Source organism: Pseudofrankia coriaricola, from assembly GCF_032027725.1.
GTDB lineage: Bacteria > Actinomycetota > Actinomycetes > Frankiales > Frankiaceae > Pseudofrankia.
The window spans coordinates 29324-51631 of record NZ_JASNFO010000055.1; the positions used below are offsets into that span (position 1 = coordinate 29324).

21 protein-coding genes are annotated in these 22308 nt (G+C 71.2%); 6 read left to right on the forward strand and 15 right to left on the reverse strand.

Annotated features, from left to right (window positions below; translation table 11 throughout):
* Positions 1 to 35 precede the first annotated feature (35 nt).
* Positions 36 to 677: a TetR/AcrR family transcriptional regulator gene (locus QOZ89_RS27865; RefSeq protein ID WP_312626341.1), complete on the forward strand. Its 642-nt coding sequence runs from the start codon at positions 36 to 38 to the stop codon at positions 675 to 677.
* 166 nt (positions 678 to 843) lie between these two features.
* On the opposite strand, the gene QOZ89_RS27870 is transcribed toward QOZ89_RS27865, so the two are convergent.
* Both QOZ89_RS27870 and QOZ89_RS27875 read right to left on the reverse strand, forming a co-directional pair.
* Positions 844 to 1941: an esterase-like activity of phytase family protein gene (locus tag QOZ89_RS27870; protein WP_312626343.1), complete on the reverse strand. Its 1098-nt coding sequence runs from the start codon at positions 1939 to 1941 to the stop codon at positions 844 to 846.
* Positions 1942 to 2269: 328 nt separating this feature from the next.
* A complete protein-coding gene (locus QOZ89_RS27875; RefSeq protein WP_312626346.1) occupies positions 2270 to 2767 on the reverse strand; it encodes a DoxX family protein in 498 nt (165 codons plus the stop codon).
* Between the two features lie 683 nt (positions 2768 to 3450).
* Here QOZ89_RS27875 and chrA point away from each other — a divergent pair.
* Positions 3451 to 4644: a chromate efflux transporter gene (chrA, locus tag QOZ89_RS27880; RefSeq protein WP_312626349.1), complete on the forward strand. Its 1194-nt coding sequence runs from the start codon at positions 3451 to 3453 to the stop codon at positions 4642 to 4644.
* 180 nt (positions 4645 to 4824) lie between these two features.
* Here chrA and QOZ89_RS27885 read toward each other — a convergent pair whose 3' ends face one another.
* Together QOZ89_RS27885 and QOZ89_RS27890 are read right to left on the reverse strand one after the other, a co-directional pair.
* Positions 4825 to 5595, reverse strand: a complete 771-nt coding sequence (locus tag QOZ89_RS27885; RefSeq protein ID WP_071047769.1) for an arsenate reductase/protein-tyrosine-phosphatase family protein — start codon at positions 5593 to 5595, stop codon at positions 4825 to 4827.
* A gap of 255 nt (positions 5596 to 5850) precedes the next feature.
* On the reverse strand, positions 5851 to 6081 hold the full coding sequence (locus QOZ89_RS27890) for a hypothetical protein (protein WP_312626353.1): 231 nt from the start codon (positions 6079 to 6081) through the stop codon (positions 5851 to 5853).
* A gap of 188 nt (positions 6082 to 6269) precedes the next feature.
* Here QOZ89_RS27890 and QOZ89_RS27895 point away from each other — a divergent pair, with 188 nt between their 5' ends.
* From QOZ89_RS27895 to QOZ89_RS27905, 3 genes are all read left to right on the forward strand, one after another.
* Positions 6270 to 9737 carry a BTAD domain-containing putative transcriptional regulator gene (locus QOZ89_RS27895; protein ID WP_312626356.1) on the forward strand — a complete coding sequence of 1156 codons (3468 nt, stop codon included), beginning with the start codon at positions 6270 to 6272 and terminating at the stop codon, positions 9735 to 9737.
* A 148-nt stretch (positions 9738 to 9885) separates the two neighbouring features.
* Positions 9886 to 10530, forward strand: a complete 645-nt coding sequence (locus tag QOZ89_RS27900) for a hemerythrin domain-containing protein (RefSeq protein ID WP_071047776.1) — start codon at positions 9886 to 9888, stop codon at positions 10528 to 10530.
* A gap of 64 nt (positions 10531 to 10594) precedes the next feature.
* Positions 10595 to 11053, forward strand: a complete 459-nt coding sequence (locus tag QOZ89_RS27905) for a nuclear transport factor 2 family protein (protein WP_071047777.1) — start codon at positions 10595 to 10597, stop codon at positions 11051 to 11053.
* A gap of 315 nt (positions 11054 to 11368) precedes the next feature.
* Here the strand turns inward: QOZ89_RS27905 and QOZ89_RS27910 are convergent, their stop codons facing one another.
* The 3 genes from QOZ89_RS27910 to QOZ89_RS27920 form a co-directional block, all read right to left on the reverse strand.
* Entirely contained in the window at positions 11369 to 12256 is an 888-nt protein-coding gene (locus tag QOZ89_RS27910; protein WP_071047778.1) for an NmrA family NAD(P)-binding protein, read from the reverse strand.
* 173 nt (positions 12257 to 12429) lie between these two features.
* The gene (locus QOZ89_RS27915) at positions 12430 to 13206 is read right to left on the reverse strand and encodes an SDR family oxidoreductase (RefSeq protein ID WP_312626362.1); all 777 of its coding nucleotides are present in this window, start codon (positions 13204 to 13206) and stop codon (positions 12430 to 12432) included.
* 58 nt (positions 13207 to 13264) lie between these two features.
* Positions 13265 to 14020 carry an SDR family oxidoreductase gene (locus tag QOZ89_RS27920; protein ID WP_071047780.1) on the reverse strand — a complete coding sequence of 252 codons (756 nt, stop codon included), beginning with the start codon at positions 14018 to 14020 and terminating at the stop codon, positions 13265 to 13267.
* A gap of 132 nt (positions 14021 to 14152) precedes the next feature.
* On the opposite strand from QOZ89_RS27920, the gene QOZ89_RS27925 reads away from it, so the two are divergent.
* A complete protein-coding gene (locus tag QOZ89_RS27925; protein ID WP_312626365.1) occupies positions 14153 to 14776 on the forward strand; it encodes a TetR/AcrR family transcriptional regulator in 624 nt (207 codons plus the stop codon).
* 170 nt (positions 14777 to 14946) lie between these two features.
* Here QOZ89_RS27925 and QOZ89_RS27930 read toward each other — a convergent pair whose 3' ends face one another.
* From QOZ89_RS27930 to QOZ89_RS27965, 8 genes are all read right to left on the reverse strand, one after another.
* Positions 14947 to 16023: a methionine synthase gene (locus QOZ89_RS27930; protein ID WP_312626368.1), complete on the reverse strand. Its 1077-nt coding sequence runs from the start codon at positions 16021 to 16023 to the stop codon at positions 14947 to 14949.
* Positions 16016 to 16480, reverse strand: coding sequence for a GlcG/HbpS family heme-binding protein (locus QOZ89_RS27935; protein WP_071047783.1), 465 nt, complete (start codon positions 16478 to 16480; stop codon positions 16016 to 16018). Before QOZ89_RS27935 ends, QOZ89_RS27930 begins: the two co-directional genes overlap by 8 nt.
* Positions 16477 to 17292, reverse strand: a complete 816-nt coding sequence (locus QOZ89_RS27940) for an alpha/beta fold hydrolase (protein ID WP_071047791.1) — start codon at positions 17290 to 17292, stop codon at positions 16477 to 16479. Before QOZ89_RS27940 ends, QOZ89_RS27935 begins: the two co-directional genes overlap by 4 nt.
* A 1-nt stretch (position 17293) precedes the next feature.
* Positions 17294 to 17782 carry a VOC family protein gene (locus QOZ89_RS27945; RefSeq protein WP_083418342.1) on the reverse strand — a complete coding sequence of 163 codons (489 nt, stop codon included), beginning with the start codon at positions 17780 to 17782 and terminating at the stop codon, positions 17294 to 17296.
* 152 nt (positions 17783 to 17934) lie between these two features.
* A complete protein-coding gene (locus QOZ89_RS27950) occupies positions 17935 to 18789 on the reverse strand; it encodes a fumarylacetoacetate hydrolase family protein (protein WP_312626375.1) in 855 nt (284 codons plus the stop codon).
* Positions 18789 to 20291, reverse strand: a complete 1503-nt coding sequence (locus QOZ89_RS27955) for an NAD-dependent succinate-semialdehyde dehydrogenase (protein ID WP_312626377.1) — start codon at positions 20289 to 20291, stop codon at positions 18789 to 18791. Before QOZ89_RS27955 ends, QOZ89_RS27950 begins: the two co-directional genes overlap by 1 nt.
* Entirely contained in the window at positions 20288 to 21205 is a 918-nt protein-coding gene (locus tag QOZ89_RS27960; protein WP_071047784.1) for a VOC family protein, read from the reverse strand. The genes QOZ89_RS27955 and QOZ89_RS27960 overlap by 4 nt, the downstream gene beginning before the upstream one ends.
* Positions 21206 to 21325: 120 nt before the next feature.
* A complete protein-coding gene (locus tag QOZ89_RS27965; RefSeq protein WP_071047785.1) occupies positions 21326 to 22231 on the reverse strand; it encodes a LysR family transcriptional regulator in 906 nt (301 codons plus the stop codon).
* Positions 22232 to 22308: the final 77 nt, after the last annotated feature.

The window sequence follows — 22308 nt, forward strand, 5'->3', positions numbered from 1 at the left end:
GGTACGAGTTATCGGTGATCGTCAGGAGAGGCCGGATGGCGGTGAGCGAAAGCACCCCGACCGGGCAGCGGGCCCGGCGAGCCGACGCGCGCCGCAACGTGGAGGCCATCCTGGACGCGGCCACGCGCAGCCTGCGGCGCAACCCGGACGTGAGCATCGCGGACATCGCGGCCGAGGCCGGCGTCGGCCGCATCACGCTCTACGGCCACTTCAAGACCCGAGCCGACCTGGTGGAAGCCGTCCTCGCCCGCACGATCAGTCACGCAAACGCGGCGTTCGACGGCCTCGACCTCTCCGGCGACCCGGTCGGGGCGCTGGCGACGCTCGTGACCTCGTCGTGGCGGATCGTCGAGCAGCACCGTGGCGTGCTGGGCGCCGCGTCCCGCGAGCTAGGGCACGAGCGCATCCGCGACGCGCACGACGACATCCTCGCCCGCGTCGGCCAGCTAGTGGAGCGCGGCCAGGCGGAGGGCGTCTTCCGCGGCGACCTGCCCGGCTCGTGGCTCGTCACTGTGATGCTCACGCTCATGCACGCCGCCGCGGAGGATGTCGACGCCGACCGGCTGGACGCTTTCGATGCCGGCCCCTACCTGGTCCGCACGCTCGTCGCCGCTCTCACGCCCCCCGGCTCGACCGTCCCGGTCCGGCGCAAGCCAGCCGAGTCGCCCACCTCCTGACCGCCGGCAGGTGAGCGCATCTCCGGGACGACCTGGCCGTAGGTGCCAAGGGTGAGGCCGATTTGGGAATGGCCGAGGACTCGGCGGTCTGGCCCGCGTAGGCCAGACCGCCGACCTGTGTTCCGACGCCGAGCCGACTGATCCCGGCAGGCTCGGCCGGGACGACCTACGGCAGCCGCACCTCGAGACGCAGCAGACGCGTCACCTGGGTCGCGCTGAAGTTGTCGTCGCTCAGCACGTAAGCGGACTCGGTGCCCCGGCCGATGCCGGCCGGGTCGAGCGCGAGCGCCTCGTAGTTGTCGAGCAGTGGGTTGATCTGCGGTTCCGGGCTGGTCGCGCCGAGCGTCGGGCACTTGGTCAGGTCGGCGACGAGCCGCTTGCCGACCAGGACACGCGCCGGAGCGGCCGAGAGGTTCGGGATGGCGCTGACATCGCCGCCACGCCTGGCATCCGGCACCGCGTACAGAGAAACCCCGTTGCCGACGCCAGCGGTGAACGACGCCTCCATGACGACGAAGCTTCCGTCCCGGTAGGCAGCGATCTCGGAGATCCTGTTACCCGCCTCGACCTGGTAGCCCAGCTGCTTGATCAGCTTGTAGTCGTGGCCAAGACGCTCGTAGACGAGGACGCGCCGCAGAGCCACCTCGCCTGTCACCGGCGCGTCACCGGAGAGCGCTCCCTCCATCGCCGCGTAGATGAACCGCTCCGACGGGGAGATCGTCAGGCCCTCGAGGGTGGCGTTGTTGATGGCCTCGCCAGCCGGCGCGACCTGGAAACGGGCTGGTACGGGCAGGCTCGCGACCTCGGTCCCCGTCCGATCGAAGATCCGGATCGACGGCTCGGTCTCGGAGCTGACCGCGTACTGGCCGTCTGGGAGCACCACCAGGCCCTCACCGTCGAAGTTCGTGCCGTCATAGGCGACGCCCGCCGCGTTCTTGAGCACCAGGGTGCCCACGACCTTCGGCGACGCGGGGTTGGTGAAGAACCAGAGCCGCGCCGGCAGCGTGCCCGTACGGTCCACGACCGCCGCATACGCATGCCGGCGGGGGTCGTAGGCCAGGGCGGACAGACCGCCAACCGTCTCCCCGTTCACGACGAGCTTGTTCAGCGCGTCGCTGAAGCCGACCGCGACCGCCCCCGGGGGGCAGGCGTTCGGCCCACCCGGCGCCGTAGATCGACCGGGTGCGCCCGAGCCGTCGGCGTTCGCGACGCCCGGGGTGGCGACGGCGACGGCGAGCCCCACCGCCACGGCCGCCGCCGCCACGGCCGCACGACACCCGGCCGACCGCGCGGGGCTGGCTGGTGTTGGGGAAATCGCTGACCGGTGGACACGACGATGAGCCACGAGGTCCTCCTCGGAACGCTCCGGCTGAAGCGTCTCTGCGCCTCGACGCGGACCCTGGGTCCGGGGCATGGCGGCTCCGCATCCCGGGGCAGCGGGATAGAACCCCTGAGGACTCGACGGACGCCAGTCGGCACCGCTCCGAGGCGAATTCAATAGGCCCGACGAGCCTCCCGACCCCGCCGAACGCCGGCGAAGCCCCCCGATGACCACCCCACGTCCGTTCCGTGAACTCACCAACCTGCAGGGGTCAGGGTCGCCGCGGAAGTGCTCCTGCCGGTGCCTGTGACCGTATCCGGTCGGATCCGGCGAGCAGAGCGTCGAGGGACCAGCGTCCCGGTCCGACGATCAGGAGGAAGACAAGGCCGAGGAGCATCGACCAGTCGGTACGGGCGTCGTGGGCCATACCCCAGAAGCCGGAGACGCCGAGGAAGCCGCCGGCCTGTAGTTCGCGCAGCTTGGTCAGGATGATCGCGAGGCTGATGTCGACGAGCAGCGGGATGCAGGCCAGCCGAGTGAGCAGCCCTGCCAGCAGGAGACTGCCGCAGACGATCTCGATGGTGCCGTCCAGGTAGGCGAAGAAACTGGGCGCGGGTATGCCGATCTTGTCGAAGCGGCCCGGACCGAGCTTCTCCGGGAACAGGAACTTCTGGATGCCCTCGGACAGGAAGACCGCGCCGACGAGCAGCCGGACCAGGATCAGTGCGGCCGGCCCGTCGGACTTGAGCATCTTGGCGAGGTCCGGCATGCGTCCTTCCCCTTCCGTCCTGGTGAGCTGACCTGGGTGGTGGGATCGCCCGCCTGGCACGGCCGGTTCGCGGGGTCGCTGGTGGACGCCCCGCCGGCCAACAAGGCCGCCGCCCCGAACAGGCGACGCCGAGGCAGTTCCCAAGGACCCGACACCACTCACCCCCTGCATGCGTAGCCGCACTGACACACAGCGTAGGAACCGGTGGCCCGGATCGCTTCCGGGCCCGGCGAGGCCGCGCAGGAAGACCGAACAATCTGGGTTGTTCGATCAAACTTGCTTGATGTAGCGTCTCCGGCGTGGCGGTGGATGGTCGGGATGTGCGCTTCCGCTGCTTGCGGGCCATCCGGTGCGGCGGCTGTTGAGCGCATCGGTCCGAGTTCGCCGGCCGGCGACTCGACGACATGGCCAGCGTGCGTGACTGGTGCGGACGGCCCGCCCGACGTTCCCGGGACTGCCGGGGACGATCCGCCGGAGCCTGCTCGACCCGGCCCGGATGGGCGGCAAGGGCGAAGCAAGCTGCCCGGCGGTCGAGCGGCTCGCCGCCGACGTCGAGGCCCGGGACCGCGTTCCGCTCGCGAATCGAGGCACCGTCGCACCTGGACGCGGCGGCGCCCGCCTGACGGCCTCTCCGTTTCGAGTACATGGCCGACGGCGTCGGCGCGACACGCCTGGAGTGACCTGTGGACCTGAACGCGGACGCGGCGGCGACGCCCACCCACCCCAGCGTCGGCACCATGCTGCGCGAGTGGGGCCGGATCGGCTGCCTTGGGTTCGGCGGCCCGCCGACGCACATCGCGATGTTTCGCCAGCTGTGCGTCGAGGACCGGGGATGGATCACGGCACACGAGTTCGAGGACGCGATCGCCGCCTGCAACCTGCTACCCGGGCCGGCCTCCACCCAGCTGTCGATCTACTGCGCCTGGCGGCTGCGCGGCCGGGCCGGCGCGCTCGTCGGCGGTCTCGCGTTCATCGTCCCCGGGCTGGTGGCCATCCTGGCGCTGTCCGCACTGTTCCTGGCCGGATCCCCACCCCGGTGGGTGCGCGCGGCCGGCGCCGGCGCGGGAGCGGCGGTCGCGGCCGTCGCCGTGCACGCCGCGATAGGACTGCTACCCGCGAGCTGGCAGCGCGCCAAGACCGTCAGCCGCCGGCGCTGGCCGCTCTACCTGGCCGCCGGCCTCGCCGGCGCCGCGACGCTCGGCCCCTGGCTGGTCCTCCTCCTCCTCGGCTGCGGCCTGGTCGAGCTCGCGGCCCGCACCACCAGCCTCGGCCGCGGCGGCCGGACTCACCTGCCGGCGGTCACCCCGATGCCCGTGCTGGCAGCCGGCGCCGTGGCCGGCGGTGGGCTGCTCGCGCTGGCCTGGGTCGCGATCAAGGTCGGCCTGCTGTCCTACGGCGGCGGTTTCGTCATCATCCCGCTCATGCAGGCCGACGCCGTCGACCACTACCACTGGATGAGCGCCAGCCAGTTCCTGGGCGCCGTCGCCCTCGGCCAGGTCACCCCCGGCCCCGTCGTGCACACCGTCGCCGCCGTCGGCTACGCCGCAGCCGGCATCGGCGGCGGACTGCTCGCCGCCGCCGTCGCCTTCGCCCCCTCGTTCGTGTTCATCCTCGTCGGCGGACCCCATTTCGACCGGCTGCGGTCCAACCCCCGAACGCGTACCTTCCTCGACGGCGCCGGGCCCGCAGCGCTCGGCGCCATCCTCGGCTCCGCCATCCCACTCGCGCTCGCCCTGCAGGAGCCCTGGCAGTTCGCCGTCCTCGCCGGCGCCGCCGCCCTTCTCCTCGTAGCGCGCCGCGGCGTGGTCCTCACCCTGCTCGCCGCCGCCGTTGCCGGTGTGGTCGTCGTGACCGCCGGAGGACCGCTGGCCTACTGACCCGACGACGGCCGGCGTCGAGGGCATGGCCCGGTGACTGCTGGGAGGCGCCATCACGTCGAGCCCGGCCTTCATCCGCCTCCGATAGCCCGCGGATAAGCCAGCCCAGGAAAGGTTGACTGATCCGCGGGCGCAGGTCGAGGCAGCTGTCATAGTCAGCGGACGTGCACTAAACCGTCCTCAGGCACCACCGTCACCTCTCGTTGGGACAGTGCCGTCGTCGTCCCGGTCATCGATCACATGGAGCAAGAACCGGATACGGGTCTCCAAGTCGACGGCGAGACGCTCGAAGGACGGATAGGTTTCGTCGTCGGTATCGCCGTCCAACGCAGGGTCTGGAATACTCCAGTGGATGAGGTTGGGGTGCCCGGGGAAATCCGGGCAGACCTCCCGCACACGGTCACACAGACTGATCACATGGTCGAACCGCTGACCGATGAACGCGTTCAGGTGCTTGGCGCGCCGGCCGCTCAGATCGATTCCTCGGACCGACATCACCCGCACAGCGTTCGGATGCAACCTCTTGGGATGACTGCCAGCGCTACATGCCACCGCCCGGCCACCGGCCTGCGCCTGGAGGAGTCCTTCGGCGATCTGCGAACGGGCGCTGTTCCCGGTACACAGAAACAGGACCCGCGCTGGCGTCCTCGCCGGCTCCACGGGACAGGCGGGCGGTGGCGCCAGCCGTAGAGCAGGATGCAGCCCCCCACCCGCGGCGGCAAGCAGCTCTCCGCAACGCATCAGATCAAGCTTGTAGTAGGCGTCCCGACCGTCCGCCGAACTACGCCGCATCGACACCAACCGCGCGGACCGCAGCTGGCCAAGGTGGTAGGAGACCAGGCTCTGCTTCTGACCCAACAGCTCAGTCAGCTCCCGGACCTGCCGATCGCTGCGAGCCAGCTCGCTCAACAACCGCCAACGCACCGGGTGGCCGGCCAGCCGCAGGAACATCGGCGGGGACACCTCACGTCCGACAGCTATCACGCCCCAGACGATACATCAGTCTAATTCGACCCATCAATCCAGACTGATCGATCGTTCCTCGACGGGCAACGACCACCCCGGCACCCCGCTTTGCCAGCGCCGCCGCAGTGGTCATTGAGAAGATCTACAAGGACTTCTACGACAAGCGGCAGGTCTCCATGTCCCGCACAGAAAGGAACTACCGGCTCGGCACGAACGTCAAAGCGCCCAGGGGTGGCGTCGTCATAGCAGATCCGGGTCCGGCCTACCGAGTTCCGAATCTTTTTCTTCTTGCAGAACCTGACGAACTGGCGGCTGACTTCCGCGGTCGGCGTGGAACACGACGCCGGCGAGCGGCACCTCGGCGTGCGCACCCGCCTTCGCGACCTCCGCCGCCAACGTCTCCGGATCGTTGGCGATCCGGACGGTCGACAGCGGCCGGACGGTCGACAGCGGAACGCCTTCCGGCGTCATCCGCACCACCACACTCCGGCGACGGTGCAGATCAATACCGACTACCTGCGTGCCCTTGAGTCACAGGGGCCTCCTCGTCCAGTGACGATGGCAACAACCCCCGGCCTACCCGGGGGCCGTCACCAAAGAGCGGAGGCCCCGCCCTTCATCGCATCAGCGCGGGGATGTGGTGAGTATCGTCGGCCGGGATGGACATGGATATCTGCCTGTTCGGCGGGCTGCGGGTGTTCAGGGCGGGACATGCCGTCGACCTTGGACGACCCAAGCAGCGGTTTCTGCTGGGTGTGCTGGTCCTCGATGCGGGCCGGACGGTGCCCGCGCAACGACTCGCCGAACTGCTCTGGGGACGGGACGGCGACCGCGAGCGGGCCTCGCTGCAGGCATATGTCTCCCACCTCCGCCGCGCGCTGGAGCCGCCGCGCGCCGTTGGGGCGGGGCCGTCGGTAGTCGTTCGCCAGCCGCCCGGATACCGGCTTGCGGCCGATCGGGCGCAGGTGGACGTCCTGCGGTTCGAGGATCTACTGAGTACCGGCCGCCGGTGCGCAGGGGCGGGCCGGGACGCCGAGGCGCTGGACGCGTTTGAGTCGGCGGCCGCGCTGTGGACCGCACCCCCGCTCCCGGAGTTCGCCGACCGACCGGTCGTCCTCGACGCCGCTACCCGGCTGCGCGGTCTGTTGGGAGTCGCGCTTGAGGGCGCGGCGGAGATTCACCTGCGGACCGGACGCGCCGACGCGGCGGCGTCGCTTCTGGAACCTGCCGTTGCGGAGTTCCCGCTGCGTGAGCGGCTGCACAGCCTGCTCGCGCTCGCGTTGTACCGCACGGCCCGGCAGGCTGATGCGCTCCGCGTGATCGACAGCTCTCGCCGTGCGCTGATCGACGCCGTCGGGTTGGCGCCGAGCGCGGAACTGCGGGAGCTCCAGCGACGCATCCTCGCCCAGGCAGCCGATCTGGACTGGCAGCCGGCGGTGGCGACGCCACCTGAGCTGACAGGGGGCACGGCGATCGAAGCCGGCCCGCCGTCCTCACTGCGATGGGAGCCGCTCCTGGGCCGGGACGGCGAACTCGAACTGTTGCGGCGTGCGGCGGCCGGCGCCGTCCGGGGGCGCGGCGGCGCGGTCACCGTGAGCGGGCCGTCTGGCATCGGCAAGACCGCTCTCGTCGAGCAGATGACCGACCTCGTCGCCACCAGTGGCTTTGCCACCGCCTGGGCACGGTGCCCCGAGAACGGCGGTTCGCCGCCGTTCTGGGCACTGGCGCACCTCGGCCGGCAACTCCGCGACGTCGGTGCGCTCCCCGTCGACCTGCTGGCGGCCGACCCGGCCGGTGCTGGCGACCCCTTCGTCCTGGCCCAGGCCGCCGTCGGCGCCCTTCGCGGGGCAAACCGGCCGGTCCTGCTCGTCATAGATGACCTGCAGTGGGCCGATCGGGACACCCTGCGTGTGCTCGCTCATCTCATCAAAGAGCTGCGCACCACCCGAACCCTCCTGCTGGTCACTACTCGCCCGCCGGAGTCGGCTGCCGGCGACGAACTGGGCCGCTGCCTCGCCGAACTCGCCCGGCAGCAGATTGCCGAGGTAACGCTCCACGAGCTCAGCCTCACCACGGTCACCGAATGGCTCGCCATCCGGGCCGGATCCCCGGTACCACCGACGATTGCTGCCCATGTGCAGTCGCGGACCGGGGGTCTTCCGCTGTTCATCCGAGAGCTCGTCGAGCTTCTCGCCGCCGAGGGCCGCCTCGCCGACCCCGCGTTGCCCGCGGGGTGGGCTACCGTGCCGTTCGGCGTGAAGTCGATCGTCCGCAGACGCGTTGCGAGGTTGCCGACGGCTCGGGCGCAACGACTGCTGTCCATCGCGTCGGTGCTCGGGTCGCCGTTCGACCTCGCCGTCGTGGCGGACGTGGCCGAGAGCCCACTCGGGGAAGCGCTGGTCGACCTCGCCGACATCCTGGACGCCGGGCTGGTGGTGCCCGACGGTGCCGCCGGCATGTTCAGGTTCTCCCACGTCCTCGTCGCGGAGGCACTCGCGGACGAGGTGAACGCCGCCCGCCGGGCCGGGCTGCACGCCGCGGCCGCCCGGTCGGTGGCCCGACGTCACCCGGGCGACGAGCACGCCGCGCGGGTCGCTCAGCATGCGGTGGCCGGCGCCGCCGCAGGCACCGCTCTGCTTGCCGCGACGGCGGCGCGCCGGGCAGCCCGACTGGCCCAGGCACGCGCGGCACATGCCGAGGCGGCCCGGCACTGGGCGAGCGTGGTGGAGATGCTCGAACGCAGCCAGCCCGAGGACGGGACGGCCCGGCTGCGGGCGCTGGTCGAACTGGCCCGCGCCCACCAGCGGGCCGGCGAGGTCCGTGCCGCCCAGCAGGCCGTGGTCGCCGCCGTCGAGGTGGCCGGCTCGCTCGGGGATGTCGCGGCGATGGGTAACGCCGTGGCCGTGCTCAACCATCCGAGCATCTACCCCAACCAGCCCTACGGGGTTGTCGACCTCCGGCTCGTCGCGGTGCTGGACGGCGTCCTCGCGGCGCTCCCGGCGGACGACAGCGCAGCGCGGGTACTCGTTCTCGCCGCTTTGGCGACCGAACTGTTCCACAGCAGCGACACCGAACGCAGAGACCACGCTACGAACGAGGCGATCGACATCGCGCGGCGGCTCGGCGATCCCGCGGTGCTGGCTGGCGCGTTGCACGCCCGTACCTTCGCGCTGAAGCGGCCCGCCGCGGTACCGGTCCGCCGGCGGGTCGCACTCGAACTGCTCGCCCTCGCCGAGCAGGCCGCGCTGGGTGACGACCTCGTCCTCGTCGCCCAGTTGCAGGTGACCCAGGCAGACTTCGCGCTCGGTGACTTCGACGCCGTCCAGGCCGGATTGCCGCGGTGTCTCGGATTGGGCGACCGGCCCGTCGGCCAGGCGCTGCGCGGCCAGCTCGGCTTCTTCCGAGCCCTCTTCGAGCTCGCACGGGGACGTTACAGCGAGGCAGTGCGGCACGCCGAGGAGGCATTCGAGGTGTTCCGCCGCGGCCGCGGCGACGAGGCCGGGTTCTATCGCCTCGCCCAACGCCTGACGATCGGCCATGACCTCGGCGGGCTGGATGATGGTCTCATCGACGCGGTACTGGCTGACGCCGAGGTCACCGGCTTCGCGCTCGCCGTCCGGCTCTACGTCGCGGTGATCCTGTTCGACCTCGGACGGCCCGACGATGCTGTCCGGCAGCTGCCATACCCGCGGGGGACGGTGCCGGATCGGCCTCTCGACTACGTCACCGTGTTCATCGACGTCGCCGCCGCCATCGTGGCTGCCGAGACCGGCGACGCCGTCGCCGCCGCTGTCCTGCTCGACCGGATCACGCCGTGGGCCGGCCGGTGGGCGTCGGCCGGCACAGCCGCCGCCTCGCTCGGTCTCGTGGATCTGGCCATCGCCCGGCTGCATGCGGCGGTGGGCGACACGGCTCGGGCTCGCCCCGCCTTCGCGGCGGCTGTCGCCGGACACGAGAGGGTGGGCTCACCTGCCTGGCTGGCCCGCTCGCTGCTGCACCAGGGCCGGTTTCTTCGCGCGGCCGGGGACGGAGCCGCGGCCTCGGCCGCATTCACCCGAGCCGCGGCGCTCGCCGACGCGTTCGCGCTGCCGATTGTGGCCGGCCAGATCGTCACCGCGCAGAGCTGAGTAGTCCCGCCTGTCCTCGGGCCGCAGGCAGTCTCCGCCCGTTGTCGGCCGCGGGCAGTCCCCGCCCGTCGTCAGGCCGCAGGCGGTCGCGGTGGACGTCAAGGTTCCGTCAAGGTTTCGTCCCAGCCCGGGCTCACATCCTTGCACCATGCGAACGAACACCCGTCCAGCCGCCTCCACTCCCAACCTCAGCAGCTATCTCCGGGTCCACCAGGCGCTACGGGCGAGCGCCGCCCGGCTGGCCGCAGCCGCGTCCTCACCACCGGCGGACGCCCACACCGCCAGGGCGCTCGCCCGCTGGTTCCACGGCTTCGCCGAGGAGATCCAACTCCACCACCGCATCGAGGACACACTGCTGTTCCCGGCGCTGGCCGCCCGTGTCGCAACCTACGGCGACTACGCGCCTGCGCTGGAATCCGACCACGCGGAACTCGACGCGATCCTGAACCAGCTCCGCGCGGCCCTCGTCAGCGGCGACCACGGACGCTCCGCAGCCCTCGCCGAGGACCTGTCAGACCACCTCGACCGTCACCTGGGGTTCGAGGATGACGAGATCGTCCCGCTGTTCGCCCGCCATTTTACTGGCGCCGAGTTCGACGAGCTGAACGCGAAAGCCGTACGGATGACGCCCGTGAGCCAGCTTCCGTTCACCGCCCCCTGGCTGTTGTCGCACCTCGACGAGGTGGAACAAGCCGAGCTGCTCGCGTCGGTCCCGCGGGCCATGCACCTGTTGTGGATCCTCACCCGTCGTCGCTACGCCCGGCTCGCCGCGACCGCGTTCACACCGCGCTGATCCTTTCGCGCTGATCCTCGGCAGAACACGACATCGTAGCGAAGAAACCACCGGAGGAAATGCAATGACCGCGACCACGACAACCCCGTCTCCGACCCAGCTGGCCGCTGCCCGTGAGCGCAACGAGGCGGTCTGGAGGACGTCGAGCGCGTTGCTCTACGCCGGGCGTATCGACGAGTTCATCGCCTGCTGGCACGACGACGCCCGCTATGAGGTGGCCTACCCCGTCGGGAGCTTCCCGGCGCTCGTCGAGGGCCGAGCGGCGCTGGCGCAGCTATTCAAGGGCTTCGGCGCCGCCACCACACGAATCGACGTGCATGACGTCCGTTTCTACCAGACCGACGACCCCGAGGTGGCCTTCGTCGAGGAGCGCATGGTCGCGGAACTGGTTGGCGGCGGGCAGTACGAGAACAAGCTCGCCATCCGGGTAACCTTCCGCGACGGCCTGCTCGCCCAGATGTTCGAATACTACGGTCAGAGGGCGCACGAGGAACTCCTGCGCCACCTGGGCCTGACGGCCTGACTGTCGCCCCTTGTGGGCGATCGCCCGTCGGGTGACCCTGTAGTAGCGGTGGTTTGTCGTGATCGTTTGATCATGTATGGGTGGCCGAGGAATTCCGTGGCTGTGCCGGGTAGGGAAGGAGTGGTTCGGTCGCGGAGGTGATCGCGATGGCAGAGCGGCTGCCGTGCTCGAACGTGATGTCAGGTCGGACTGGGAACAGCGTGAGCGGCACCGGACCGGATTTCGACGGGCTGGTCGTGGCGAGGCAACCGCAGTCCGGACCGCAGCCCCCCGCCGCAGGTGCTGTCTCCGCGAGTTCGGTGCTGAACGTGGCGGTTAGCCCGGCGGGGTGTAGGCGGCGCGGTTGGGTTCGACGAACATCTCCAATGTGCGAGGCGCCGCGCCGGTGAGCGCGCGAATCTCGTCGGTTACCTGGGAGTGTCGGCCGTCCTGCATCGCCAGGTCGATTCCGACGGCGACGTCGGCCAGCCAGCCCGGTACGCCCCGGGCAGCCATGGCTGCGCGCACATGGGCTTCGTCGGCGGCGTCGTAGCTGATTCGCCGGCCCAGCACCCGGCTGAAGCGTTCGGCGATCTCGGTGAATGTCAGCGCCTCCGGCCCGGTCAGCTGGTAGGCCGCTCCGCGGCCAGCGGGGTCCCGCAGCACGACCGCGGCGGCCTCGGCGACGTCGCGGGTGTCGACCAGGGCGACCCTGCCGTCGGGTACCAGCCCGGCCCACCTGCTGGTCGCCGCGATCGAGGGCGCGGCGACCAGCAGGTTGCTACTGAAATAGGTGGGGCGGAGCAGGGTGTGCGGCACCCCGGAGGCGGCCAGGTAGGCGTCGAGTTCGCCGTGGCGTCGGCCGATCTCGTAGCCGGCGTCGAGGTCCGCGTCGAACACGGACAGCCGGACCAGGTGGGGCAGTTCCGCCCGGGCGGCGGCGTCGACGACGTTCCGCTCCAGCGCGATCTGCCGCGGGCTGGTGGACAGCGCGAGGAAGGCTGCGTCTAACCCCGTCGTCGCGGACAGGAGCAGCGCTGGGTCGTCGAAGGGACCGCTGATGATTTCGAGGTGCCCGGTGGCAGGACGCCGGGTGGCGCGGAACACGGTCTCGGCCTTGTCCCGGTCCCGCACCAGCGCCCGCACCGGCACGCCGTCCCGCAGCAGGCACCTGACGAGGTGCGACGCGGTTCGGCCGGTAGCGCCGACGACGAGGACGGTCACCGCCGGTCGTCCCCGTCCTTGCCCTGGTAGTCGCCGCTGACCACGCCGCCCCGGGTGAGATATTCCGCTGTCACCCGACGGTTCTGTTCGTCGAGTTCGGCCTTGTCCATGACTGGTCTGAGTTCCTTCGGCTAAGTGGGTGAGATCGACCGGAACCGGTGCCGCCACGGGTCTTAGACGCTGGCCATCATCCCGCCGTCGACGACGACGTCGGCGCCGGTGAGGTAACTGGCCGCGTCCGAAACCAGGAAAGCGACGGTCCGGGCCACTTCTTCGTCCGACGCTATTCGGCCGAGCGGAACCTTGGCCGTCAGCGTCGCGCGAAGACTGGTCAGTTCCGCGGCGGACAGCCCTTGTTTCGCCAGCGCCGGGGTGTCGACCGGGCCAGGGCTGACGACGTTGACCCGAATCCGCCGGGGGGCAAGTTCCACGGCGAGCGCCCTGGCCATCGACGCCAGCGCTCCTTTGGTGGCGACGTACAGCGACATCCCGGGAAACGACCGGGCCACCAGCCGCGAGCTGTTGAACACGACGGCACCGCCGTCGCGGAGCAGCGGCAGCACTCGCTGCAACGTGAAGAACTGCCCTTTCACGTTCACTCCGAAATGTTCCTCGTACGATTCTTCGGTGACGGAGCCGAACGGCGAGGGCTGGGCGACGGCGGCGTTCAGGAACACCGCGTCGAGGTGCCCGAACCGGTCACGGAGTTCGGCGGCGAGCACGTCGGCGTCCGCCAGGACCCGGGCGTCGGCGCGCTGGACGAGGACGTCGTCGGGCAATGCGTGTCGCGCCGCCGCCAGCGTCTCGGGGTTCCGGCCAGTGATCGCGACGGCGAACCCGCCCCGGTGCAGCAACCGAGCCGTGGCCAGGCCGATTCCGGTGGTTCCGCCGGTGACAAGCGCGACCCGCGGCTGGTTCTGGTCCTGGGCGGTGGCGTTGGTCGTGGTCATGTGCGTGTCCTTGTCCTTGTCGTTCTCGTGAAGCTGTCGTGGGACCTGGACGTCCGACTCAGACCGCCGCGCCGAGGCCGCCGTCGACCGCGATCGTCGTGCCGGTGACGAAACCGGCCGCTGGGGAGCCAAGGAACGCCACGACGCGGGCGACGTCCTGGGCGACGCCCAGGCGGCCCAGTGGGATCGCGGCGGCCAGGTCTTTCCGCATCGTGGCCAGCGCCGCGCCCGGCAGGCCGAGCTTGGAGAGCGCGGGCGTGTCCGCCGGGCCGGCACTGACCGCGTTAACCCGGATTCCTCGCGGCGCGAGTTCCACGGCCAAGGCGTGGACCAGGGCGGTCAGCGCGCCCTTCGTCGCGCTGTAAACCGACCAGTTGGCCAGACCGAGCGTGGCGCCCAGGGCCGTACTGAACACGACGGAGCCGCCGTCTCGCACCAGTGACAGGACCCGTTGCAGCGTGAACAACTGACTCCTGACGTTCACGTCGAACATTTCGTCGTACGTCGCCTCGTCGACTGCTCCGATCGGGACGAGCTGGCCGACACCTGCGTTGAGGAATACTACGTCGAGCCGGCCGAAACGATCCCGAACGGCAGCCGCCACCCGATCCGGCTCTGCCGGTGCGCGGGCGTCGGAACGTAGCACGACCACATCGGCGGGCAACTGTTCGGCGGCGGCGGCAAGTGTTTCTGGATTTTGGCCGGTGACGAGCACGTCGAACCCGTCGGCATGCAGCAGCTGCGCCGTCGCGAGACCTATTCCGGTGGTACCGCCGGTCACCAGCGCGGCGGGCCTTCCAGTGAGCGATGACACGAAAAACGCTCCGTTCGACGGCAGGCGCCAGGCGGCCCTCGGAAGGTGGGACGACTGGCGGGGCGAACGCTCTGTGCGGCTTACGCTAGCCACGACTGGACCGATCTGTCCAGTCCAAGCTAGAGTGACGTCGTGAAGAACCAACCGACGACTGGCCGGGGCCGGCACAGCCGCCAGAAAATCGTCGATGCGGCGTCGGCCCTGATCGACGACCGCGGCGTGGCCGGGGCCGGGCTGGACCAGATCCTCACGGCGGCGGGGGCCAGCAAGAGCCAGCTCTACCACTACTTCGGCGACAAGGGCGGACTCGTCAGGGCGGTCGTCGCCGACCGGTTCGACTGCCTGGTCGAAGCGCAGCAGCCTCGGCTCTCGCAGCTCGACAGCTGGACGGCGATCCGCGCCTGGATGGACGAGTTCGCCACCCAGACCGCGGCGAGCGACTTCCCCGGCTGCCCGCTCGGCAACCTGGCCGGCGAGCTGGCCGGTCGCGACGAAGCCACCCGCGCCGACCTGTCGGCCTGCTTCGAGCGCTGGCAGGCCTACCTGACGCAAGGCCTGGAACGCATGCGGACCCGAGGCGAACTCGTGCCCGACGCGGAGCCGGAGTTCCTGGCGCTCGCGGTCTTCACCAGTTTGCAGGGCGGCGTCCTCCTCGCCCGGACCCACCGGGACGTCCTGCCGTTGCGCGTCGCGCTCGACGCCGCCTACGCCCACCTGCGCTCGTTCGCCGCGCCCCAGCCCGACGTCGGGCGATGAAACCCCGCGCCGCCGCGGGGGCGCGGCCGAGGTGCGCCAGGAAATCGCGCGGCCGCCGGTGGTTCGGTCGACAGTCGGCGGCAGGCCCGCCAGGGGGCTACGGGGCGAGCGAAAGACACAGACAGCCTGGTAGTAGCCATGATCCAGGATTCGCCCAGGCCGCTGGCTCCCTACAGCTCGTTGCCCCAGAAGTAACGGGCGACCATCTCCACGCGCTGCAGCTTGTCGCGCTGGGTGGCCTCGTCGAGGCCGCCCGGGACCGAGCGGAAGCCGCCGTTCGTCGAGATCGCGATGTCGTCGATGTCGACGACCTCGGCCGCGGCGTCGATCCGCCCGACCAGCTCGTCGACGTTCTCCAGCGCCGGGTCGCTCACGTCCACGATGCCGAGGGAGATCACCAGACCCGCCGGCAGCTCGCCGAGCGGGAACCGCGCGGCGGCATCGCGGGGGAACTCGACGCACAGCCGGCCGAACGGCGACCGGCCGAGGAAGCCCGCCACAGCGGCGGCGTCATAGGGGCCGCCGGCCGTGCCCGCGGTCGTGATGTCCAGGCCGACGCGGAACTCCGCGGGCGTTTCCAGGCCGGCGAGCACCTGCGCGTCGGCGGCGAGCATCCGCTCGATCGCCGCGTCCGGGTCGAGGCCCAGCTCGGCGGCCCGGGCACGGCCCCGCTCGGCGAGCAGGAAGCCGTACGCCGGGTTGGTGAGCAGCACGTAGCGGACGCCGTCGGCGGCGGCCGCGGCGATCTCGTCCCGCAGGATCCGCGCGAGCCGCTCCCCCGCGTCCGCGGACGCGGCCGGGTCCGCCCCGCCCGCCTCGGCCGCCAGTTCGGCGACGTAGCCCGGCGACGGGAGGGCGACCAGGACGGGCCGCTGCACCGCCGAGAGCACGAAGTCGGTCTCATGCTTGACCAGTCGGCCGCGCTCGGCCGGCGGTTCGACGAGCGCCCGGACCTCCGGGGCGTGCCGCTCGCCGACGAGCCGGGCGAGCGGGCCAGCGGCCGCACCGGCGGGGCCGAAGCCCGCGATGCCGTCGTAGACGACGGACAGGTGGTTGCGCCGTCGGTACTCGCCGTCGGACGAGGCCGCGAGCCCCAGGCGGCGCTGGGTGAGCAGCGTCCGGCTGACGGCCGTGTCCTCGGCGGCGCGCAGATCGACGTCGGTCCCCGCGGCACGCGCCTCGACGATCTTCGGCGGCGTGAGCAGGCTCGCGTGGTGGTCGATGTGGTACTTGAAGTCGTCAGCCACGGCTGCGCTCCTTCTTCGCGCCGGCCCACGCGGCAAAGTCGAGCTCAAAGCCGGCCGACTTGACGATCCGCTCGCAGATCCGCTGGTCCTCGTCGGGGCTGCCGCCGGAGATCCCGACGCCGCCGAGAATCTCGCCGTCGCGTTTGAGGGTGATGCCGCCCTTGGTGGCGATGATCGGGTGGTGGCCCATCCGGCCGACCTGGGCGAAGAACACCGGGTCGGAGTCGCGCCAGCCTTCCAGCATCTCGGTCGGCCGCTGCATGACGGCCGCCGAGTACGCCTTCGAGACGGCGATGCTCGGCGTCATCGGCCGGGCGCCGTCCATCCGCTCGACGAGCACGACGAAACCGCCGTAGTCGACGACGGCGACGCTGATCGCCTTGCCGAGGTCGAGGGCGAGCGCCCGGGCCTCGTCGACGAGGGCGCGCGCCTCGGTGAGGGTCGGGGAAGAGGTCATGCGGACGCTCCAGAGCTCGACAGCGCGCCCGGCAGCTCGGCGCCGTATACGGAGGTGAGGAATCGGTCGAGGGCGGCGTTGAACAACTCCGGGGTCTCCCAGTACATCGAGTGCGGCGCGGCGGTGACGATGTCGAGCGTCGCGCCCGGCAGCAGCGCGGCCGCGGCGCGGACCGTGGCGGGGCGCAGCACCGCGTCGTTCTCGCCGGCAAGCAGGCAGATCGGGATACCCGACGCGACGACCTCCGCGGCGGTCGGGCCGTCGGTGTTGAGATTGCGCAGGTCGGCCATCTTCGCGGTGTTGAAGGTGCCCATCTGCTGGAAGAGGAACGTGCGCGCCGGGTCGGCGGCGCGGAAACGCGGGGTGAGCAGCCGGTCGAGCACCGGCAGCTTCTCGGCCTCGGCCCGGTCGGCGCGGACCCGGGCGGCCAGGTCCGGGTGGTCGATGCCGCCGAGCGAATGGGCGAGCACGACGCCGGCGGCGCGCGCCGGGTCGAGCAGCGCCGCCTTCAGCGCCGCGGCGGCACCGATCGACTGGCCGACGAGCACGGCGCGGGCGATGCCGGCCGCGTCGAGGACAGCGGCGATGTCGTCGGGGAAGGCCCGGCTGTCGTACTCGGCCATCGTCGAGTCGGACCGGCCGAAGCCGCGCAGGTCCAGCGTCACCACGGTGAACCGGTCGCGCAGGTGCGGGACCTGCTGCCACCAGGCGGCGTGGTGGCCGCCGGAGCCGTGTACGAACAGGACCGCCGGCCCGGCGCCGTGCGTCTCGTAGTAGATCAGGGCGCCGTCCGCCGAGGTCGCGTAGGGCACGTCAGCCTCCCTGGCCGTTCGTGGCGGGCGCACCCGCGGCACCGCCCGCACCGGGACCGCCCGCACCCGGACCGCCCGCGCCGGGGCCACCCGCGGCAGGACCGCCGGGCGCTCCGGGGCCGCCCGGCCGTCTGGCGTGGTAGACGATCTCGATCATGGTGTGGTCGGGGTCGTGGATGTAGCAGAACTTGGAGTTGTTCTCGGGGCGCTCGATCGGGCGGGTGTAGCGGACCCCCAGCTCGCGCAGATGCGCGAGGAAGCCGTCCCAGTCCTCCACCTCCATGGCGAAGTGGTAGGGCGACATGCGGTCCATCTCCTCGACCGGGGTGAAGTGCAGGTCGAAGTTACCGCGCGTCATCAGGACGACCTTGGTGTTGCTCTTCGGGGTGATGGCCTTGAGGCCGAAGACCTTGGAGTACCACTCCTTGGTCCGCTCGGGGTCGGTGGTCGGGAAATTGACGTGGTGGATATAGGCGGGACGACTGCTCATACCGGCTCCCCTGGGTTTCCGTTCGCCAGGTCTTCCTGCACTAGATTTCTGACTACACGGTTTTCCGGACTACCGGTTTTCTGAGCCACCCGGTCTTCTGGGCTACCCGGTTTTCCGGACCACACGGTTTCCTGCGCCGCGCATTTCCTGGCCTACATTTCCTGGACAACCGGGTTAGATAGGGTCCCGATCCCGGTGATTGTCACGCTGAGGGTCTTACCCGCGGGCATCTCGACGACCGCGTCGGTGCCCATCCACAGCACGTCACCCGGCGACAGCGTGATATATCGGGAGATCTCCGCGATGTAGTCGTACGGGTCGAAGACCATGTCGCCGGTGGCGAACTCGGCGGCCGTCTCGCCGCCGACGGCGACGAGCGTCCGCGAGCTCATCGGGTCGACGTCGGTCTCGATCCACGGGCCCATCGGTTTGAACGTGTCGCTGTTCTTCGCCCGCCACAGGGTCCGGTCGGCGTGCTGCCAGTCGCGGGCGCTGACGTCGTTGCCGATCGTCCAGCCGAGGACGGCGTCCCGCGCCTGCGCCCGGGTGCACCGGCGCACCGGCCGGCCGATGACGGCGACCAGTTCGCCCTCGGCCTCGAACCGGCCGGCGCAGTCCGTGGGCCTGACGACCGGGGCGCCGTGGCCGACGAGGGCGCTGTTGGCCCGGTAGCCGACCTCCGGCCGTTCCGGAACGGCGGCGCCCGCCATCCCGTGCTCGCGGGCGTGCCGGATGTGCGAGGTGTAGTTCAGGCCGACGGCGAAGAACGTGTTCGGCACGACCGGCGGCAACAGCTCCACCTCGGCGAGCGGCCGGCGCGCCCGCCGGCCTCGTGGGCGGTACTCGCCGAACGGGCCGCCGTCGACGGGCCGGACCGTCTCACCGTCCTCGACGATCCCGAACCGGGCCACGCCAGGCCCGCCGGTGTGCCTGGCCGCCTCGCCACCCCCGGCGAGGCGTCGGCGGACGCTGGGGGTGACGAGGTCTCGAAACCGGCACCAGCGCATCAGATCTGCATCCGGTGCGAGACCCGCTTGGTGACCAGGTAGCCCTCCAGGCCCTCCGAGCCGCCCTCGCGGCCGTGACCGCTCTCCTTGAGGCCGCCCGACGGGGCCTGCGGCACCGAGCCGCCGACATGGTTGATCGACAGGATGCCCGCCTCGAACGCGCCGGTCAGCTTCGCCGCGATGTCCGCGCGGTGCGTGAAGCCGTAGGCGGCCAAGCCGTACGGCAGCGCGTTGGCCCGCCCGATCGCCTCGTCCAGGTCGGTGAACACCACGATCGGCGCCACCGGGCCGAACGGCTCCTCGCGCAGCATCACCGCGTCCTCCGGCACGTCGACGAGCACCGTCGGCGGGTAGAAGAACCCGGGCCCGGCCGGCACCTCGCCGCCGGTGAGCACCCGCGCCCCGCACGCCCGCGCGTCCTCGACCAGCGCGTGCACGGCCGCGCGCCGCCGCGGGTTGGCGAGCGGGCCCATCTGGACGCCCGGTTCCAGCCCGTCGCCGACCTTGACGGCCTCGGCGGCCTGGACGAACGCGTCGACGAACGCGTCGTGGTGGCTCTCGTGGACGTAGAACCGGCTCGGCGACGTGCAGACCTGGCCCGCGTTGGCGAACTTCCCGCGCACGCAGGATCTCGCCGCTTCGGCCGGGTCGACGTCCTGGCAGACGATCACCGGCGCGTGCCCGCCGAGCTCCATGATCGTCGGCTTCATCACGGCGGCGGCGAGACCCGCCAGGTGCTTGCCGACCGGGATCGATCCGGTGAACGCGACGAACCGGATCACCGGCGAGGCGATCAGCCGTTCGGAGATCTCGCTCGGCACCCCGAACACCAGGTTGAGTACCCCCGCCGGCAGCCCGGCCTCCTCGAAGGCCCGTGCCAGCAGGTTCGCGGTCCCCGGAGTCTCCTCGGAGGCCTTGATGACGATCGAGCAGCCGGCCGCGAGCGCCGCCGCGATCTTGCGCATCGGGCCGCCGGCGGGGAAGTTCCACGGGGTGAACGCCGCCACCGGTCCGACGGGCGCCCGGGCGACGGTGAGGGTCTCCCCCGGCCCGGTCGGGATGATCCGGCCGTAGGCACGCCTGCCCTCCTCGGCGTCCCAGTCCAGGAGCGTGGCGACCCGCCTGACCTCGCCGGTGGCCTCACCGTGCGGCTTGCCCTCCTCCTGGGTCATCACGCGGCCGATCTCACCGGCCCGGGCGCGTAGCAGGTCGGCCGTCCGGTGCAGGATCGCGGCGCGCCGATCGACCGGCAGGTCCCGCCACAGCGCGAAACCCCGTTCGGCGGCGGCGACCGCCGCGTCCAGGTCGCTGGCCTCGGCCAGCGGGACCTGGCCGAGCACCTCGCCGGTCGCCGGGTTCAGCACCGGCTCGCGCCGGCTCCCGCTCCCCTGCGTCCACCGGCCGTCGATGTACATCGCCAGTTCGGGATAGCCGGCGACAGCGGTCGCGTTGGTCGGTGAGCTGGCATCCGCCGGCGCTGGCGGAATCGTCTGCGTGCTCATTCGTCTCCGTCCCGATTGGTCTGCAGGGTCCAGAGGTGGTGCGGCGGGGCGGTCTCGTGGACGCGGGCCGGGTAGGACGCGTCGACCCGGTCCATGTCGGCGGCGTACTCGACACGGCCGCCACACGGGGCGTGGACAAACCGGAAGACGTTCGACCCGACGGTGTGCCGGCCGAGGCGGCGCGCCTCCCGCCAGCCTCTGGCGATCATCTGGTTGCCGCCGAGGATCACCTCGTCGAAGCCGGCGACCTCATAGGCGGTGTGGTTCACGCCGGCGCGGTCCGGGCGGTGGCACAGCAGCAGGGTGTGCTGGTCCTGGTCCCCCCCGGCCCGCATGAACGTGCCCATGGGCAACACGTCGTCGGTGATCCGGAAACCGAGCCGGTCGACGTAGAAGGCGACCGCCTCGGCGCGGTTCCTCTTCGGGATGTTCCAGGCGACGTGGCAGATCCGCAGCGGCTGGACCGCGCCGTCGGGTGGCGGCAGCGGCGCGTTCCAGCGGCGCAGCGCGCCAGGCCGGTTCACCACCGCCTGCGGCACGTCCACCGGGGTGACGTCGGCGACGGCGAGCCCGAGGCCGAAGCCGGTCTCGTCGTGGGTGTGCGCGACGCCCCGCGCGTCGACGGCCACCGTCCGGTCCTTGCGGAGGTCCGCCACGAGCCGGTCGAGCGCTGCCTGGCCGTCGACGCCCCAGACGAGCTCGCGCAGCGTCGAGCCCGGTTCGACGGCCGGCGGAAGTGCCGCGTCGTCGCGGCGGCGCAGTTCCACGACCTGGTTCGTCCGTGTCGCGAGTACCGCGGATTCGTCAGGGTCGTCGCGGGCCGCCGCGGTAAGGCCGAAATCCTCGAAGAACCGGCGGCAGGTCGCCACGTCGTCTACGCCGTAGACGGCCCGCTCGATACGAAGGATCGTCACCGGTCAGGAACTCCAATCTCGACATGCATCGTGTCTCGGCACGGCGACACTATGGCCGCCGTGAACGGCGGATCAATGCCCGGCCCGCGGTTTTGGCGAACTCTAAAGATGCGTGAACGGTCAGGTCGCGGTCATCGGGTTGCGGGTGAACCAGGTGGTGATGTAGTCCAGGAAAACCCGCACGCGGCGCAGCGTGTGCGCGCCCGGCGAGTGCACCGCGTAGAGCGAGCGCGCCGGCCCGCGGTAGTCCGGCAGCGCGCGCTCCAGCAGCCCCGCGTCCAGATCCGCCGCGACCGTCCGGATCGGCATGAGTGCGAGCCCCCGCCCGCGCACCGCCGCCTTGCGCAGCGTCAGGTAGCTGTTCGACGAGTACACCGCCGTCAGCACCTTCGAGTGCACCTCCCGGCCGTTCCCGTGCAGGTGCCAGATCGGGTCGTTCAGGTGCACCAGGCAGTCATGGTCGGCGAGTTCCACCGGATCCTTCAGGGGCGGCCGCGCGGCCAGATACTCCGGCGACGCGCACAGCACGTAGTCGATGTCGGCGAGCTTGCGGATGAGCATCGTCGAGTCGCGCAGGTCGCGGGTGTGGAACGCGACGTCGTAGCCCTGGTCCAGGAAGTCGAACGCCCGGTCCGACATCCCGCCGACCTCGAACCGCACGTGGATCTTCGGATGGTCGACCGCGAAGTCGGCGATCGCCTCGCCGAGGTCGAGGTTCCCGATCCACTTCGGGCAGATCACCGCCAGCGGCCCCTCGGCACGTTCCCGCATGCCGCGCAGCGCCGCGTCCTCCGCGTCGAGGTCGTGCAGCATCCGGTCCGCGAAGTCGTAGTAGCGCCGCCCGGCCGCCGTCAGCGTCACCGCCCGCGCGGTCCGGTTCACCAGCCGGATGTCGAGCTGGCGCTCCAGCTCGGCGACGTGGCGGGAGACCAGCGAGCCGGAGATGCCCAACCTGCGCGCGGCCCGGCTGAAACTGCCCTCCTCGCCGACCTGGACGAAGCTGCGCATGACGGTGATCCGGTCCACGATCGGTCCTCCCGGTCTCGGTCGGTCTACCGCGGCGGGCCTCCGGGCACGCGACAGGGCTCGCTGTCGTCGCGCGC

What these genes read in the sequence shown, in the direction of transcription:
- QOZ89_RS27905 (WP_071047777.1), top strand. Translation starts at nt 10,595, where the DNA reads ATGACCGCGACCACGACAACCCCGTCTCCGACCCAGCTGGCCGCTGCC.
- QOZ89_RS27955 (WP_312626377.1), bottom strand. Translation starts at nt 20,291, where the DNA reads ATGAGCACGCAGACGATTCCGCCAGCGCCGGCGGATGCCAGCTCACCG.
- QOZ89_RS27950 (WP_312626375.1), bottom strand. Translation starts at nt 18,789, where the DNA reads ATGCGCTGGTGCCGGTTTCGAGACCTCGTCACCCCCAGCGTCCGCCGA.
- QOZ89_RS27890 (WP_312626353.1), bottom strand. Translation starts at nt 6,081, where the DNA reads ATGACGCCGGAAGGCGTTCCGCTGTCGACCGTCCGGCCGCTGTCGACC.
- QOZ89_RS27865 (WP_312626341.1), top strand. Translation starts at nt 36, where the DNA reads ATGGCGGTGAGCGAAAGCACCCCGACCGGGCAGCGGGCCCGGCGAGCC.
- QOZ89_RS27895 (WP_312626356.1), top strand. Translation starts at nt 6,270, where the DNA reads ATGGACATGGATATCTGCCTGTTCGGCGGGCTGCGGGTGTTCAGGGCG.
- QOZ89_RS27875 (WP_312626346.1), bottom strand. Translation starts at nt 2,767, where the DNA reads ATGCCGGACCTCGCCAAGATGCTCAAGTCCGACGGGCCGGCCGCACTG.
- QOZ89_RS27945 (WP_083418342.1), bottom strand. Translation starts at nt 17,782, where the DNA reads ATGAGCAGTCGTCCCGCCTATATCCACCACGTCAATTTCCCGACCACC.
- QOZ89_RS27900 (WP_071047776.1), top strand. Translation starts at nt 9,886, where the DNA reads ATGCGAACGAACACCCGTCCAGCCGCCTCCACTCCCAACCTCAGCAGC.
- QOZ89_RS27915 (WP_312626362.1), bottom strand. Translation starts at nt 13,206, where the DNA reads ATGACCACGACCAACGCCACCGCCCAGGACCAGAACCAGCCGCGGGTC.
- QOZ89_RS27885 (WP_071047769.1), bottom strand. Translation starts at nt 5,595, where the DNA reads ATGTTCCTGCGGCTGGCCGGCCACCCGGTGCGTTGGCGGTTGTTGAGC.
- QOZ89_RS27935 (WP_071047783.1), bottom strand. Translation starts at nt 16,480, where the DNA reads ATGACCTCTTCCCCGACCCTCACCGAGGCGCGCGCCCTCGTCGACGAG.